Annotated in this window: 15 protein-coding genes; 10 read left to right on the plus strand and 5 right to left on the minus strand. The window is 65.2% G+C overall.

What is annotated here, in order from left to right; genetic code table 11:
* Positions 1-2: 2 nt before the first annotated feature.
* Positions 3-1,199 (minus strand): LPS export ABC transporter permease LptF, encoded by a 1,197-nt coding sequence (gene lptF / locus RFM68_RS20510; RefSeq protein WP_320234821.1) that lies wholly within the window; start codon positions 1,197-1,199, stop codon positions 3-5.
* A gap of 378 nt (positions 1,200-1,577) precedes the next feature.
* Here lptF and RFM68_RS20515 point away from each other — a divergent pair, with 378 nt between their 5' ends.
* The 9 genes from RFM68_RS20515 (at position 1,578) to RFM68_RS20555 (ending at position 10,426) form a co-directional block, all read left to right on the plus strand.
* Positions 1,578-3,080 carry a leucyl aminopeptidase gene (locus RFM68_RS20515; protein WP_320234822.1) on the plus strand — a complete coding sequence of 501 codons (1,503 nt, stop codon included), beginning with the start codon at positions 1,578-1,580 and terminating at the stop codon, positions 3,078-3,080.
* Between the two features lie 3 nt (positions 3,081-3,083).
* Positions 3,084-3,533 (plus strand): DNA polymerase III subunit chi, encoded by a 450-nt coding sequence (locus RFM68_RS20520; protein ID WP_320234823.1) that lies wholly within the window; start codon positions 3,084-3,086, stop codon positions 3,531-3,533.
* 384 nt (positions 3,534-3,917) lie between these two features.
* Positions 3,918-4,907 (plus strand): 3-oxoacyl-ACP synthase III family protein, encoded by a 990-nt coding sequence (locus RFM68_RS20525; protein ID WP_320234824.1) that lies wholly within the window; start codon positions 3,918-3,920, stop codon positions 4,905-4,907.
* Between the two features lie 3 nt (positions 4,908-4,910).
* Positions 4,911-5,894: an NAD-dependent epimerase/dehydratase family protein gene (locus RFM68_RS20530; RefSeq protein ID WP_320234825.1), complete on the plus strand. Its 984-nt coding sequence runs from the start codon at positions 4,911-4,913 to the stop codon at positions 5,892-5,894.
* On the plus strand, positions 5,891-6,715 hold the full coding sequence (locus RFM68_RS20535) for an MBL fold metallo-hydrolase (protein WP_320234826.1): 825 nt from the start codon (positions 5,891-5,893) through the stop codon (positions 6,713-6,715). Before RFM68_RS20530 ends, RFM68_RS20535 begins: the two co-directional genes overlap by 4 nt.
* The gene (locus RFM68_RS20540; protein WP_320234827.1) at positions 6,712-7,968 is read left to right on the plus strand and encodes a F390 synthetase-related protein; all 1,257 of its coding nucleotides are present in this window, start codon (positions 6,712-6,714) and stop codon (positions 7,966-7,968) included. Before RFM68_RS20535 ends, RFM68_RS20540 begins: the two co-directional genes overlap by 4 nt.
* On the plus strand, positions 7,965-9,113 hold the full coding sequence (locus RFM68_RS20545) for a GNAT family N-acetyltransferase (protein ID WP_320234828.1): 1,149 nt from the start codon (positions 7,965-7,967) through the stop codon (positions 9,111-9,113). Before RFM68_RS20540 ends, RFM68_RS20545 begins: the two co-directional genes overlap by 4 nt.
* Positions 9,110-10,105, plus strand: a complete 996-nt coding sequence (locus RFM68_RS20550) for a Rieske 2Fe-2S domain-containing protein (protein WP_320234829.1) — start codon at positions 9,110-9,112, stop codon at positions 10,103-10,105. The genes RFM68_RS20545 and RFM68_RS20550 overlap by 4 nt, the downstream gene beginning before the upstream one ends.
* A 30-nt stretch (positions 10,106-10,135) precedes the next feature.
* Positions 10,136-10,426 (plus strand): addiction module antidote protein, encoded by a 291-nt coding sequence (locus tag RFM68_RS20555; protein WP_320234830.1) that lies wholly within the window; start codon positions 10,136-10,138, stop codon positions 10,424-10,426.
* A 251-nt stretch (positions 10,427-10,677) separates the two neighbouring features.
* Here the strand turns inward: RFM68_RS20555 and RFM68_RS20560 are convergent, their stop codons facing one another.
* The 4 genes from RFM68_RS20560 to RFM68_RS20575 form a co-directional block, all read right to left on the minus strand.
* The gene (locus RFM68_RS20560) at positions 10,678-11,835 is read right to left on the minus strand and encodes an ATP-grasp domain-containing protein (protein ID WP_320234831.1); all 1,158 of its coding nucleotides are present in this window, start codon (positions 11,833-11,835) and stop codon (positions 10,678-10,680) included.
* A gap of 92 nt (positions 11,836-11,927) precedes the next feature.
* Positions 11,928-13,034, minus strand: coding sequence for a glycosyltransferase family 2 protein (locus tag RFM68_RS20565; RefSeq protein WP_320234832.1), 1,107 nt, complete (start codon positions 13,032-13,034; stop codon positions 11,928-11,930).
* 5 nt (positions 13,035-13,039) lie between these two features.
* Positions 13,040-13,957 carry a lysylphosphatidylglycerol synthase domain-containing protein gene (locus tag RFM68_RS20570; RefSeq protein WP_320234833.1) on the minus strand — a complete coding sequence of 306 codons (918 nt, stop codon included), beginning with the start codon at positions 13,955-13,957 and terminating at the stop codon, positions 13,040-13,042.
* A 240-nt stretch (positions 13,958-14,197) separates the two neighbouring features.
* Entirely contained in the window at positions 14,198-14,671 is a 474-nt protein-coding gene (locus RFM68_RS20575) for a carboxymuconolactone decarboxylase family protein (protein WP_320234834.1), read from the minus strand.
* 135 nt (positions 14,672-14,806) lie between these two features.
* Here RFM68_RS20575 and RFM68_RS20580 point away from each other — a divergent pair, with 135 nt between their 5' ends.
* On the plus strand, positions 14,807-15,415 hold the full coding sequence (locus RFM68_RS20580; protein WP_320234835.1) for a TetR/AcrR family transcriptional regulator: 609 nt from the start codon (positions 14,807-14,809) through the stop codon (positions 15,413-15,415).
* Positions 15,416-15,432 lie beyond the last annotated feature (17 nt).

A 15,432-nucleotide genomic window follows, 5' to 3' on the forward strand; every position in this document is an offset into this window, starting at 1 on the left:
GGTCAGGCTCCCTGGCCGGAAGCGCGCCGGGCAAGCCAGAGCTTGAACGCTATCCAGTTGTCGCCGGCACGATTGGCGAGGTTCGTCAGCCAGTCGGCCCAGGCGACAGGCAATTCCATGCTGCGCGACGAAACGATGAACCAGATCGAAACCGCGGAGGCGATGAGCGGTATGCCGTAGAGCAGATAGACATAATACCAGACCTTGTCGGCTTTGCCGGCGGCGAAGAAGCCCAGCCATCGCACGAACAGCGCTATCGCGATTGCCGTGATCAGCGGATTGACGCGCGCCTCTCGGTGCGAGCGCGCATCGCCCGCTACGGCAAGCGCGATCAGCGCGAACACCAGCGAATAGGACCATTCGGCGAAGCGCTGGTTGAGCTCCGCCCGGTAGCTGCCCGGTTCGCGCTGGAACATCTTGTCGTTGGGATCAGGGTTGAGCAGATATTGTGTCGTGCGGTCCTTGGGCAAAAGCGTGATGTCGTTCGCCGCCGACATGAAGGCCGACATGTCGAAAGCATAGGAGGTGAAGCGGATGACGGAGAGGTCGCCGGTCACCGATTTGCGGTTGATGACGCCGTCATTCATCATCAGCACCTTCTCGTCGCCTTTTTCGACGATGCTGCCGGTCTTGGCGTAATAGGTGAGGCTGGCGCCTTCCTCGCGCGAATCGGCGACGAAGATGCCGCCGAGCCTATTGCCGGGAAGCCGTTCGCCGACCTGCAGGAACAGGCCCTCGTCGATCTTGCGGAACGTGCCTTCCTGGATGATCAGCGACAGAAGATCGGCGCGCGAAGCCGCCACCAGCTGCCGATTCTTCTGCCTTGCATAGGGGTCGATAGCGTTGTCGACGATGAAGGAAAAGGCGCAAGCCGCGATTGCGAGCAACAGGATCGGCCGCGCGATCGTCCAGCGCGAGGCGCCGGCGGCGCTGAGCACGGCCAGCTCCGAATCGGTGTTCATGACGCTCAGCGTCTGCGCCACCGCCACCACCAGCGCGAACGGCACCACGATCGGGATGATTGAGGGGATGATGAGCGCCGCGACTTCGAAAAAGGTCAGCGCCGACTGGCCGTTGTCGGTGACGAGGTCGATCTTGGCCAACACCTGCGTCGTCCACACGATCGCCAGCGTCCAGACCAGCGCCGCGAGGAACATCGTCAGCGCGCGGCGCATGATGTAGCGTTCAACGACCTTCATGAAGGCTTTTTCTCGATTTTGCCGAACGGCATCATGCCCGCAGACAAGGTAGTCATCCGGCGGCGCCCGCACAACTGCGTCATAGGCGGCGCGCTCCGGTTTGTCGCCCCACGCCACATGCCCCGGCGTGGCGGAGTCTCCGCGCCAATGGATAAGAAATGCAAAACATTGATGGTTAACAGCAGGTTGCGGCAGCAAGCCAAGGTTGTGCCGAGGCGAATCCTTTGTCTATGGTGGCGCCGATATAGACTGCGATTTCGGCCAAAGTCTTGCCAAATGGCTGAAAACGACCAAATGTCGCGCACGCTTGCCAAACCTCTTGCTCGCTAAAAATTACCTTTGCCCGCACCTTACGGCCATCCCCGAAAGCAGGACCTGATGACGTCGAGACCATCCATTTCTTTCGCCAAATTCGCCGCGCCGAAAAAAGGCAGCGTCTTCGTGTTCGCGGCCGACGGCGGCGGCCTCGGCGAGGCGGCCAAGGCCTGCGATCCTGCTGGTGCATTGGCTCGCGCGCTTCCGGTCGCCGATTTCTCCGGCAAGTTCGCGAGCTCGGCCGAGGTGCTGGCGCCGGAAGGAACGTCGGTCGACCGGCTGGTGGCGGTGGGCGCCGGCAAGGTCTCGAACCTGGACGACAATGCCTGGCTGAAACTCGGCGGCACTGTTGCCGCTTCGCTGCGCAAGGCGACCGAGGTGGCTGTCATCCTCGATCTCCCGGAACTGCAGCCTGATGGCCGCCAGGCGGCGAGCCTTGCCGCCGGCATCCTGCTGCGCAGCTATGCCTTCGACAAATACAAGACCAGGAAAGACAAGGAAGACAGCCAGCCTAACCCAAAAGCGGCGAAGCCCGCCAAGGTCACGATCCACTGCGCCGATCCAGCTGCCGCGAAGAAGGCTTTCGCCGGCGAGGAAGCGGTGGTCGACGGCGTGCTGCTTGCGCGCGACCTCGTCAACGAGCCGGCCAATGCGCTGGGGCCCATCGAATTCGCCGAGCGCGTCAAGGCGCTGGAGCAGCTCGGCGTCGAGGTCGAGATCCTGACGGAAAAGGAAATGAAGAAGCTCGGCATGGGCTCGCTGCTCGGCGTCGCCCAAGGCTCGCCGCGCGGCGCGCGCCTTGCGGTGATGCGCTGGAACGGCGGCAAAGCAAAGGACGTGCCGCTCGCCTTCATCGGCAAGGGCGTCACCTTCGACACCGGCGGCAATTCGATGAAGCCGGCCTCGGGCATGGAAGACATGAAGGGCGACATGGGCGGCGCGGCCGCCGTCACCGGTCTGATGCATGCGCTGGCGGCGCGCAAGGCGAAGGCCAATGTGGTCGGCGTCATCGGCCTGGTCGAGAATGCCGTCGACGGCCATGCCCAGCGACCCGGCGACATCGTCACCTCGATGTCGGGCCAGACGATCGAAGTCTTGAACACCGACGCCGAAGGCCGCCTCGTTCTGGCCGATGCGCTCTGGTACGCCAACGACCGTTTCAAGCCGAAATTCATGATCAACCTGGCGACCTTGACCGGCGCCGTCATGGTGGCGCTCGGCCAGCACTATGCCGGCCTCTTCTCCAACAATGACGAGCTTGCCGGCAGGCTTTTCGGCGCCGGCCAGGCCAGCCAGGAGCGGCTCTGGCGAATGCCGCTCGGCCCCGAATACGACAAACTGATCGATTCCAAGAACGCCGATATGAAGAACATCGGCGGTCGCTATGGCGGCGCCATCATCGCCGCGCAGTTCCTGCAGCGTTTCGTCAAGGACACGCCGTGGGCGCATCTCGACATCGCCGGCACCGCCATGGGCGCGCCGTCGAGCGAGATCAACCAGTCCTGGGGCTCGGGCTTCGGCGTCAGGCTGCTCGACAGGCTGGTGCGAGATCACTACGAAGGGTAGCGGATGGCCGATATCCTGTTCTATCACCTGACTGAATCGACGCTCGAGGAAGCGCTGCCCGGCCTGCTCGAGCGCAGCGTCGAGCGCGGCTGGCGCGCGGTGGTGCAGACGGGCACGGAAGAGCGCCGCGACGCGCTCGACCAGCACCTGTGGACCTTCCGCGACGATGCCTTCCTTGCACATGCCACCGACCGCGAGGCCTATCCGGCCGAGCAGCCGATACTGCTCACCACGGGCGGGGGCAATCAGAATGCCGCCCAGATCCGCTTCCTGGTCGATGGCGCGGCGCCGCCCGAGCTTTCCGGCTACGAGCGCGCCGTCTTCCTGTTCGACGGCCATGACGCAGCACAGCTCGAAGCCGCCCGCGGCCATTGGAAGACGATGAAGGAAGCCGGCCACCCCGTGACCTACTGGCAGCAGACGCCTGATCGGCGGTGGGAGCGCAAGGCGTGAGGCCGGCTGCGAAGAGGAGTCCGTTCGAGCGCGCTTGTTAAGGGTCTTGCTGCTTATGGATCAATGCCCGATTTGCCTGCAGCAGATCGAGACATCGCTGCCTTGCCGCTGGCTCGGCCTGGCAGAAAAGCCGGAGTAACTCGTTGGCGCGATCCTCAAAGGCACGAAACGTCGACCGAGACTCTTAGAAAATCGCTGCTTGCAAAGCAGAATGTGCATCCGCAAAGCACCAAAACCAACGCAAAACTGATCGAGTTCTGCACGCGTCGAACCCTCGTTACCGCCTGGAACACCGACACCGATGATAAGTTGACGGAATGTCGCCATGAACTATTAGCATCGATCTATGAGTTGTAAGAAGAGCAACTCACGCGGCGGGGGAGAATGCGGATCAGGATCGTCGGAACCGGCAGGGCCGTACCGGCCGAGCGGGTCGCCACGCGCGCACTGGAGGAGAGACTTGGCCTCGGCGAGGGCGCGCTTGAGGCCGTCACCGGCATCGCCGAGCGCTATGTCTGCAAGGCCGAATCGCAGATCGATCTCGCCTGCGCCGCAGCGACACTTGCGCTTGGCGATGCCGGCCTCGAGCCCGGCGCCGTCGACCTGATCGTCGGCGGCTGCGGCGTGCCATACCAGCCGCTGCCGGCGACCGCGCCTCTGGTCATGCAGCGCCTCGGATTGACGGACGGCTCGGCCGCCGCCTTCGACGTCAACAGCACCTGTCTTGGCTTCCTCACCGCCTTCGAGACCGCCGGCCGCATGATCGAGGCGGGGCAATGCGAGACGGCGCTGGTCTTTTCGTCCGAAGTCGCCTCGCGCGCTCTGCCGTGGCAGGACGCGCCCGAGATCGCCGCGCTCTTCGGCGACGGCGCCGCTGCAGCGGTGCTGCGCCGGGCCGAGCCCGGTGAGGGCAAGGTGGCGGCGAGCCTGATGCGCACCTATCCCTCCGGCTGGGAAGCCTGCGGCATCGGTTCGGGCGGCACGCGCTTCGATTTCCGCAAGCAGCGGGAAGCGTTCGCCGCGCACAGCCTGTTCCACATGGACGGCAGGGAATTGTTCCGGCTCACCTCGCGCCATTTCAACGGCTTCGTTGCAACTCTGCTCGAGCGCGCCGGCTGGCAGCGGGAGGACGTCGATCTCGTCGTGCCGCATCAGGCGAGCCCTTTCGCGCTTGCCCACATGGCGCGCCAGACCGGCTTTTCGCCGGAAAAGCTGGTCGACATCTCGGCCCGCTTCGGCAACCAGATCGCGGCCTCCATTCCGTTCGCGCTGGACGTCGCGCGCCGCGAGGGCCGCGTGACGCCGGGCATGAAGCTGCTCCTCCTCGGCACGTCGGCCGGCGTCTCCTTCGGCGGCATGGCGCTGGAGGTCTGAGGGATGGCCGTGCTCGTCACCGGCGCCAGCGGCTTCCTCGGCTCCCATGTGCTCGAGCGACTGGCCGCATCCGGCACGCTGGCGCTCGGCCTCGGTCGCGATGGAGCACGCTGCGCCGCGCTCGAAGCCGGCGGCCATCGCATCATCCGCCACGATCTCGCGCAGCCGCTCGATGGCGCGCTCGACCCCAGGCTCGGCAGGGTCGAACGGATCATCCATTGCGCCGCGCTCTCTTCGCCCTTCGGCCGCCTCGCGGATTTCGTGGTGGCTAATGTGGTGGCGACGCGCAACCTCGTCGATTTCGCAAAACGGCAGGGCGTGAGCCGCTTCGTCCACATCTCCAGCCCGTCGGTCTCTTTTGCATTTCGTGACCAGCTTGATCTCAGTGAGGACGCGGCTTTGCCGGAACCTGTCAATCACTATGCCCGCACCAAGTGCATGTCGGAGAAGATCGTGCTTGGCCAGCCCGGCATCCATCCGCTGGTGTTGAGGCCGCGCGGCATCTATGGCGCCGGCGATCGGGCGCTGCTGCCGCGCCTGATCAAGGCGGCAAAAAGCCGGCCGCTGCCGCTGTTTCGCGATGGCCGCGCGGCCATCGACCTCACCCATGTCGACGATGCGGTCGACGCGGTGGTGGCGGCGCTCGCGGCACCCGGGGAGGCCGAGCGCCAGGTCTTCAACATTTCCGGCGGCGAGGTGCTGCCGGTCCGCCGCATCGCCGACGAAGCCTGCATCCGCGCCGGCTTGCACGCGCGCTGGCGGCCGATGCCGCTCATGCCGGCTATGCTGGCGGCGGGACTGATGGAAGCGGTGGCGCTTCGGCTGCCCGGCCGCCCCGAGCCGCCGGTCACGCGCTATGGGCTCGGCCTCTTTGCCTATGCGCAAAGCCTCGATTTATCCAGGGCGAAACGGGTGCTCGGCTGGACGCCGAAAATCTCGTTCGAACAAGGGCTTGATCGCACTTTTGCCGGTGGCGTGCGGTCATGAGAATCGTCTTCGCCAACAGCGCCTGGGTGAGCGCCGCCGAGCGATTGATCCTGCGCGGCGGCGGCTGGCAACGTGTCAAGCTGCGCGTCCGCTACGGGCTGATCTTTCATCCGGCTGCCGGGCCGGCGCTTGTCGACACCGGCTACACGCCGGAAGCGCTGAGCGGTGAGCGGCGCGGCCGGATGCTGCGGCTCTACGGCGCACTGCTCAAACCTCAGCTCAACGCTGCCGAACAGGTTCTGCCGGTGCTGCGGCGTTTCAACCTGTCGCTCGATGACATCCGCACCGTCATCGTCACCCATTTCCATGCCGACCACATTTCCGGCCTGTCGCTGTTTCGCAACGCGCGCTTCATAGCCAGCGATGCCGCCTGGGCGCGGGTCAAGGCGCGCACGGCCGGGCAGAATCTGCGCCATGGCGTCTTCAGTGAACTCTTCCCCGCCGATTTCGAAGCGCGGCTCGACGGGCTCTCCACCAAGCAACAGATAGCGGCGCAAGATGGCCTTCCTGGAGGCGTCGATCTTTTCGGCGACGGCAGCGTGATCGCGGTCGATCTTCCCGGACATGCCGATGGCCAGTTCGGCCTGCTGTTTACCGGGCTTGACCGGCCGCTGCTCTACGCCGTCGATGTTCAATGGCTGCTCACAGCCTTGACCCAAAACCGCACGCCGGGCTTTCCGGCCACATTGATCGCCGAGGATGCCGCGGCGATCGAGCCGACCAGCGCCATGCTGCGCCGCTTCCTCGCCTCCGGCGGCGAGGTGATGCTCTGTCACGATCCTGCGCCGACATCCCATGACCTCGCGCCGGAGGCCGCATGAACGGGCTGGCGGAAGCGGCGGGTTCCTTCGCCCTGACGCGCTGGGTGTCGCGCAAGAGCCGCGCGGATTTCGAGCGCTGGCAGGCGGCCGCCTTGCGGCGCTTCCTCGACCGCGATCTGCCGCGCGCACCTTTCTATCGCCACGCGCCGGCCAGGCTTGCTGACCTGCCGGTGACCGAGAAGGCGCTGCTGATGGCGCGCTTTGAAGACTTCAACATCCACGGCTTTACCGCCACGGAAGCCTGGGCGGCCCTGGCGCGTGACGGCCGGGCCGGCGCGCTGACGGTCGGCGCCAGTACCGGCACATCGGGCAATCGCGGCCTGTTCGTGATTTCCGAGGCCGAAAAATACCGCTGGCTGGGCGCAATCCTCGCCAAGGCGGCGCCCGATCTTCTCTGGCGCGGCATGCGCGTCGCGATCATCCTGCCGCAGAATACCGGGCTTTACGACAGCGCCAGCAAATCGCACCTGATCAAGCTCGCCTTCTTCGACCTGACATCGGAGCCGGAGAACTGGCGTGGCGCGCTCGAAGCCTTCGATCCGACGGTCATCATCGCGCCGCCAAAGATGCTGCGGCATTTCGCGGCCGAAAGCTTTCGGCTCCAGCCGAAGCGTGTCTTCTCCGTGGCGGAAACGCTCGATCCGGTTGACCGTCCGGCTACCGAGGATTTCTTCCGGCTGCCGCTCGGCCAGATCTACATGGCGACCGAAGGCCTGTTCGCGGTGACCTGCCGGCAGGGCGGACTGCATCTTGCGGAAGACTCCGTCTTCTTCGAATTCGAGCCGGCGGGTGAGGGGCTGGTAACCCCGCTGGTGACGGCTTTTCGCCGTCAGACGCAGATCATGGCGCGCTACCGGATGAACGACCTGTTGCGCTTGTCCAAAGAACCTTGCCGCTGCGGTTCGTCGCTGCGCTGCGTCGACGAGATCGTCGGCCGCATGGACGATGTCTTCCGGCTTTTCTCGGCGAACGGCCCGATCCTGGTCACGCCGGATGTGCTGCGCAACGCCGTGCTCAAGGCCGACCGCCGCATCGACGATTTTCGCCTCATACAGACCGGACCGGAAAGCATCGAGCTCAGCCTTCCGCCGACGCTCGCGGACGATGCGGCTGCTGCCGCCCACCATGCGGTGCAGGCGTTGCTGGATGCGCGAAAGGCGGTCGCTACCGTCGCGCTCATTCGCGCGCCGCTGCCACTGCAGACAAGCCGCAAACTGCGCCGCGTCGAATGCCGTCTCGAGCAGGCGCAATGAGCGGCGCTGCGGCGACTGCAAGAAGGCCCGGGCGGCAAGCCGACCGGGTCGAAAACAAGCCGGCAAAGGTCGAGACTTTTGCGAGCCTTTTCAACGAGATGCCGGTGTGCGATCTTATCGCCAACCTGAACACGAAAGTCGAGACATTCGAAGTCGCCGGGCGCATTTTTCCGCTGACGCTGAACGATGCGGATGAGGCGCCCAACTGTTACATCTGTTGTCCGACCAGCGCTTATATCGACTATGCGATGGACGAGATGCGCAACTTCGCCGCCCACCCGCTGCTGCGGCGCGCGTTAAAGGCGCTGATCGGCGCCTGCGCGCCGCTGGCCAGGGCGAGCGGCCTCGATCATCAGGCACAGCTCAACAACTGGCTCTATTCGACCAATCCGGTGCCGCTGCTCGACCGGCCGACGGTCGCGTCGCTGCGCTCGGCCCTGACCGCGCGTTTCCCCGATCGCGCCATCGTCATCCGCTCGTTGAACGATATCGCCGATCCGGCGACCATTGCCGCCTTGAAGGCCGAGGGGTTCCGCATGCTGGCGGCACGCCAGATCTACATCTTCGCCGATCGCAGCGCCGCACCCGCGATGACGCGCGACATGAAGCGCGATCGCGCCCGCCTGCGCGCAACACCTTTCGAGCGGCTCGGCAATGGCGATTTCACCGAGGCCGATTATGCCCGCGCCGAGATGCTCTACACCATGCTCTATCTCGACAAGTACACGCCGCTCAACCCGCACTACAGCGCCCGCTACATCGCCGAAATGCACCGGCGCGGCATCATCAGCCTGACGGGGCTGCGCCGGCCGGGCGGCGAACTGGTTGCCGTCACCGGCCTGTTCGAAAACGGCGGCACGCTGACCCAGCCGATCGTCGGCTACGACACCGGCCTGCCGGTCGCCGACGGGCTTTATCGCATGGTGATGGCGATGGCGCAGGACCACGCCACGGCACGCGGCCTGTTTTTCAACATGAGCGCGGGTGCTGCCGGTTTCAAACGCCGGCGCGGCGCGGTCGCCGCGATCGAGTACAACGCCGTCTATGCCGGGCATCTTCCACGCCGTCGGCGCATGGCGATCCGCGTCATGGAAACGGTGCTGGCGCGGGTCGGCATTCCCCTGCTCAGGAGGTTCGAACTGTGAGCGAGCGCCTCGGGGAAGACCACTGGCAGGCGGTGGCCCTGTCCGCCGACATCGGCAAGCGGCCGAAGCGCATCCTGTACGACGGCGAGCCTGTGGTGCTGTTCCGCTCGGCGCAAGGCATTGCCGCGTTGTTCGACCGCTGTCCGCATCGGCTGGTCGAGCTGTCGACCGGCAAGATCGTCGGCGGCGAGATCGAATGCCCTTATCATGGCTGGCGCTATGACGGCGAGGGTCGCTGCACCGCCATTCCCGGCCATGTCGGCGCCATGCCGCATTACCGGGTCCGCCGCTACGCCGCGATCGAGCGCGACGGCGTCGTCTTCATCTCGTCCGGCACGCCGCAGGGCGAACCCTACCTGCACTGCATGCAGGGCAAGGACGTCATCGTGCGGCGGGTGCGCTCGTCGACGACGTCGACGGTCATCGATGCGGCGGAAAACATTCTCGATGCCACCCACACCCATTTCACCCATAAGGGCCTGCTGCGCGGGCTCACTTCCAAGCGCCATCTGGTGCGGGTCGAGGTGACCGGCGGCGAGGGTTGGGTCGAGGCGAGCTACACCGGCGAGGACCGCCAGCAGGGCCTGATCAGCCGGCTGCTGGAAGGCGAGCGCGCGAGAACCATCGGCCGCTTCCGCCATCCCGGCATCGCCGAGCTTGAATATTGGGGCAAGGACGGATTGGTGCTTGCCACCACCTTCCATCTGCGCCAGGCCGACGAGCGCACCGTCGAGGGTGTCGGCTGGCTGATCGGCCGGCGCCAGGGCCTGCTCGGCAAGCTGAAGGCGCTTGCCTTCAAGCCGCTCTTCACCATCGCGCTGCACCAGGACCGCCGCGTGCTGAAGTCGGCCAGCGACAATGCTCGGCTACCGCCGCAAGCCCTGCCGGTGATTGGGCCGCTCGACTTCCTGCGCCGCGATATTGCGGCCATCATGGAAGGGAAGACGCCGGCGGCTGTCGGTGAGCCGAGGGTGTATGAGATTGAGCTTTAGGTATAAGCTCGAATTCAAGGAGTTAGAGCGATGCCTCTTAATACGACGCGTTTCGACGTTCTTGATTATCTTAAAACCCCTGAGGACCGGTTAGCCTTTATCGAGGCCGCATTTGAAGATGGTGAGGCCATGATTATCGCTCGCACTATCAGCAGCGTCGCGCAGTCTATCGGCATGAATGTTGTAGCGAAGAAAGCCGGGATGACTTTGGGCACATTTATTGAGGCATTAAGCGAAGGGGATCCGCCGCTGAGTATGCTGCTGGCTGTGCTCAAGGCATTAGACCTACAGCTTTTGGTGAAGCGGATAGATCAGCAATAGCTGAGCGGATAGCTTCTGCTTCGCCCCAGAGGCTAAGGATGGCGAGGTCGCATTCCTTCGCGCCCCCTCTGTCCTGCCGGACATCTCCCCCACGTGGGGGAGATTGGCTGTCACGCCGGCTTTCGCCAACCACCGACGTTACAAGATGAGCGAGGCGCCGAAACTGCTGATCTCCCCCCAAGTGGGGGAGATGTCCGGCAGGACAGAGGGGGGCGCTGTCCCGCCAGCGTTGGAATGTAGGCGGCTCCGCCTCAACCCGGCCCGTTCCACTCGATATCCCGCGTCGAAGCCGCCTGCAGGCTGATCCGCTGACGCAAGGCCACGCCAGCGATCTCGGCCAGCGCCGGCCATTGCGCCCTCACGGGCGCGGGATCGCCGGGCCAATCGAGCAACTCCTGGCCCTCGCGCATCGCCTGGCGAAAGCGGCCGAGCCCGCCCGAACGCAACGCCGCCGGCAACCCATAAATCCACATCGCAAGCCGCACCGTTTGCGGCGCCGTGACGTCGGGCGTGACTTCCGGACCGTCGTCGAGCACGGCATCCGCGAACCGCGCCGGATCGCGCAGGAAATGCAGTCCGCTCACGGCGCGCGGATTGCATTCGAGCGGCAGCACGCGGCCGCTCGGTTCGCGCATCAGGTCGAAGGAGATCTGCCCGGTCCACGAGGTGCCGGCGACGATGCGCACGACCAGCTCGCGCGCCGCCTCGTCCTCGACGCGCTCGAAGAAGATGCCGGCGCCCTTGCCGGCGCGATAGAGCGAGCGGTAGAGCGCCAGCGCCTTGAGCCTGCCTTCTCGCGCCACCGCATAGGCGCTGATCTCCTCGCCTTCGACAAAACGCTGCGCCACCCAGGGCATGGCAGGCGAGGGCGCAAAGGCGTCGAGCGCTTGCGGCGGCGGGCGCAACAGCACATGCCTGGCAAAGCGCGACCAGACGGGCTTGAACACGAGGGCTCGCGAACGGTCGCGCATGGCTTCGATATCGTCGCGCGATCTGAGCAGCGTCGTTTCCGGCACCTCCACCCCGAGCCGTTCAGCGAGCCGGATGAAGCTGTGCTTGTTGTGAACCTCGGCCAACGTCTCGATGGCGGGTGCGAACACTTTTGCCGGCATGGTCCTGCCGCGCCAGGCCAGCGCCAGGTGAAAGACTTCCTCGCAGGTCGGGATGACGAGGCCGATGCCTTCAGTCCGGATCAGCGCCTCAACTGCTTCGGCATAGGCCCGCGGTTCGAAGCGCGGCGGCGGCGTCCGGTGGTAACGCGCCGCGGCCTTGCTCGTTGCCGCGATCGGCCGCGCCGGCGTGTCGGCCAGGACCACCCTGTGCCCGGCGCCATGGAGAAGGCGCGCCAGATGCAGCGCCACCGGCGCGCGCGCTCCGGTAATAAGGATGGTTCCTTCGGCCCCCGGCATCGCTCATTCGCGGTCGTTCCCGTCGCGAAAACCGTTGCGCGAAATCGGTGTGGTTGGCAATGTGGGCTGCTATCGATGCTGGGCCTGCCGGATCATTTCCGGCGCGGTTTTGCCTTCCCGGTCGCCGGCTTGCTCGGCCCCAGCTTGCTCGGCCCCGGATTGATCGGCCAATGCCAGCCGTCGTCCTCGCCATGAGCTGGCTGCGGCCGCGCCACATAGGCGAGCGCGCCGTTGGCCTCGAGATAGACGCGCGACAGCATCTCGGCCAGCACGCCCGACGTTATCGCCTGCAGCCCGGCGATCACCAGGAAGAAGCCGGTGATGAGCATCGGCCGCGTGCCGATGTCCTGTCCCAGGAACACTTTCACCGCAAACAGATAGGCAAGGATCAGCGAGCCGAGCACGCCCAGCACGATGCCGATGCCGCCGAAGAAATGGCCGGGCCGCGTGCGGTAGCGCATGAAGAAGAACATGAAAACGAGGTCCAGCACCACCCGGAAGGTGCGCGAGATGCCGTATTTCGACTGGCCGTGGATGCGGGCGTGGTGCGTCACCACTTCCTGGGCTATGCGGCGCGGCGTCGTCACCGTCGCCAGCCAGGCCGGGATGAAGCGGTGCATCTCGCCATAGAGCCTGACGCTGCGGATGACGCTGCCGCGGAACACCTTCAGGCTGCAGCCATAGTCCTTGAGCTGCACGCCGGTGACGCGCGCGATCAGCCTGTTGGCGATGCGCGAGGGCAGGCGGCGCATCCAGAACCCTTCCTGGCGATTCTTGCGCCAGCCGGCGACGAGGTCGAGATCCTCGGTCAGCAGGCGATAGACCATGCGCGGAATGTCGAACGGGTCGTTCTGCAGGTCACCGTCGAGCGTCGCGATGACGTCGCCGCGGGCGGCATCGAGGCCGGCCTGCATGGCCGCGGTCTGCTTGAAGTTGCGCACCAGCTCCACGCCATGCACATGCGGCCCGTATTGAGCCGCCAGACGGCGAATCTCGGCGGGCGTGGCATCGGTGCTGCCGTCATCCACAAGCACCACTTCCCAGGGCTGGCTGTAGTTTTCCATCGCCTGATGGATGCGGACAAGCAGCGGCTCGACATTGTCGGCCTCGTTATACATCGGGACGACGATGGAGAGCTTGTGCTCGGGCATGACGGCGCCCTCGGGCAATCCCGAAGCGGGGATGGGAAGCACGTTCATGGCGGTCATTTCCTTGCCGGTCCCGCCGCCGGGGTTTCCGGCAGCGTCGATTTCGAGGGGAACAGCCAGGCGATCGCACCGGTTGCGACCGCCGAGCAGAGGATGAAGAGATGCAGCGCGAGTGCCGCCTGCAGGCCGTCCTTCATGGCGATACCGGAATAGAGCAGCGCCGCGGCGGCACCCGCCTCATAGGTGCCGAAGCCGGCGACACCCTGCACCGGCAGGATGGCGGCGGCTTCCGCGCCGACCGCGCCGGGAAAGGCGCCCTGGAACGAGGTGCCGAGCAGCATGGCGAGCAGCCAGCCCTGCACGCCGAGCTTCAGCGCCCAGTTGGCGATCGTCCACCACCAGCCGTAGCGCGAGCGCCCCGTCGCTTCGGTGAAGATGTCGCGCAATTTGCCGAATTTCGAGACGATCCTGCCGCCCGCCGCCCAGTTGTGCGGCGCGCGAGCCCAGCGCGGCAGATACCATGCGGCGGTGATCAGCGCCGCGATGCCGGCGGCCCTGAGCGCCGGATGCAGGCCCGGCCAGACGAGGCAGGCAAGCACGCCGACGACGAAAGCGTCCTGCAGCCTGAACCACAGGAGCGAAGCGCTGGCGCGCACGATCGACACGCCGAACACCTGGCGCAACAGGATCGGGAAGGCCGTCTCGCCGCCACGGAACGGCACGATGTTGATCATGGCATTGTGGATCAGGATGACGCGAAGCGTAGCGCCGAAGCGGCCGTTCACATCGTCGCGGAACTCGTCGCAGACACGCAATGCCCGCAGCACATAGGTGACGAACAGCGCCGCCGCCACCGCCGCGAAAGCGCCGGGCGTGATGCTGACAAAGGCATCGCCGACCATCTTCCAGCGCTGCTCGCTGGCAAGCCATGCCAGCAGCGCCAAAGTGACGATTATCGATATCGCTCGCTTCAATCGGGTCTCCAATGAGCCGCCCGGTCAAGGCGGAAGCGCTATCCGAGGGCCTGCGAACGGGCAATTCTCGGATGTCGGCCCGGCCGGCGCCGGGTCGACATCGGATCCGTGCCGGCTTTTTCAGGCGCTGTTCCTATAGAGCAGCGGCTGCGGCGAATCCACAAGCTTGGTTGGAGCCCCGATGTCAGTACGGTGAAAGCGGCGGGATGTCCCCGTCCGCCCGTTTTGCCGAGATAAGCCTTACTCCCCGCCCATCTCTTTCTTGAACTGGTCGAAATCGACCTGCATGCCGTTGAAGATCGTGCTCCAGTGGCGGGTCAGCGCGGACATCGCGACGGCCTCCTGGATCTCCTCGTCGGTGGCGCCGGCGCGCTTGGCGTCCTGGGTGTCGGACCAGATGCAGTAACTGCACGGGATCTGCGCCGCGACCGCCAGCGAGATCAGCGATTTGACCTTCGGCGGCAGCGCCGTCTTGTCGCTGAGCTCGATGGCCTTGACCTCGGCCCACGCGCCGGGCAGACCGGCTTTCGGGAACTGTTTCACGAAGCTCGGCACGCCGCCCATCGTCGACTGGATGTCCTTGAGGGCGGCGTCATAATCATCGGCCCGGGCAGGCGCGGAAGCCAGCACGGCGGCAAACACGCCCGCCGCGGCGGTGAGCGAGGCGGAACGAAGGCAGGAATGCACGGTAGAGACTATGCGAATGACTGACATGATGTTCTCCTCTGGTTTTTGTTAGCCTTACGATGTAAGGTGTGTCGAAAATGAACCTTACAGTGTAAGTTGTCAAGCGCGGCCATGGATGCATCGAGCAAAAAAAAGCGGACCCGCGGAAAACTCTCCCGCGAGATGATCGAGGGCGCCGCCTTCGAGGTGATCGAGCGGGAAGGGCTTTCCGGCTTTTCGATGCGCAAGCTCGCCGCCAGGCTCGGTTGCGAGGCGATGAGCATCTACCACCACTTTCCCTCGCAGACGCATCTCTATGAGGCGCTGGTCGACCGGCTGATCGGCTCGATAAAGATGCCGGATCCGGATTTGCCGTGGCGTGAAAGAATGCGCATGGCCGTGCTCGACTATCGCCGCCTCGGCCGCGAGCACCCGGCCTTCGCGATCTATCTCCTCAGCTACCGGATGAATTCGCCCACCTGCCTTGCCTACCTCAATGGCATCATCGGCCTGTTCAACGACGGCGGCTTCGACCAGGAGATGGCGGCAAGGCTGTTCCGCGCCATCGGGTATTATCTGGGGGGCGCGGTGCTCGACGAGACCGCCGGCTATGCCAAGGGACCGTCGGCTGTCACCACGGTCAGCGAAGAGGAGTTGGTGCGCGACTTTCCCAATGTCGCCGCCGCCGGTCGCTATTTTCGGATGACCGAATTCGATAAGACCTTCGATCTCGGCCTGGAAATGCTGCTGGACGAGATGGAGCGGGTCCGAAGCGAGACTGTCAAAAAATAGCGGCATCTCGCCCCGAA

This window comes from Mesorhizobium montanum (genome assembly GCF_033977145.1).
In the GTDB taxonomy this organism is placed as follows: domain Bacteria; phylum Pseudomonadota; class Alphaproteobacteria; order Rhizobiales; family Rhizobiaceae; genus Mesorhizobium; species Mesorhizobium montanum.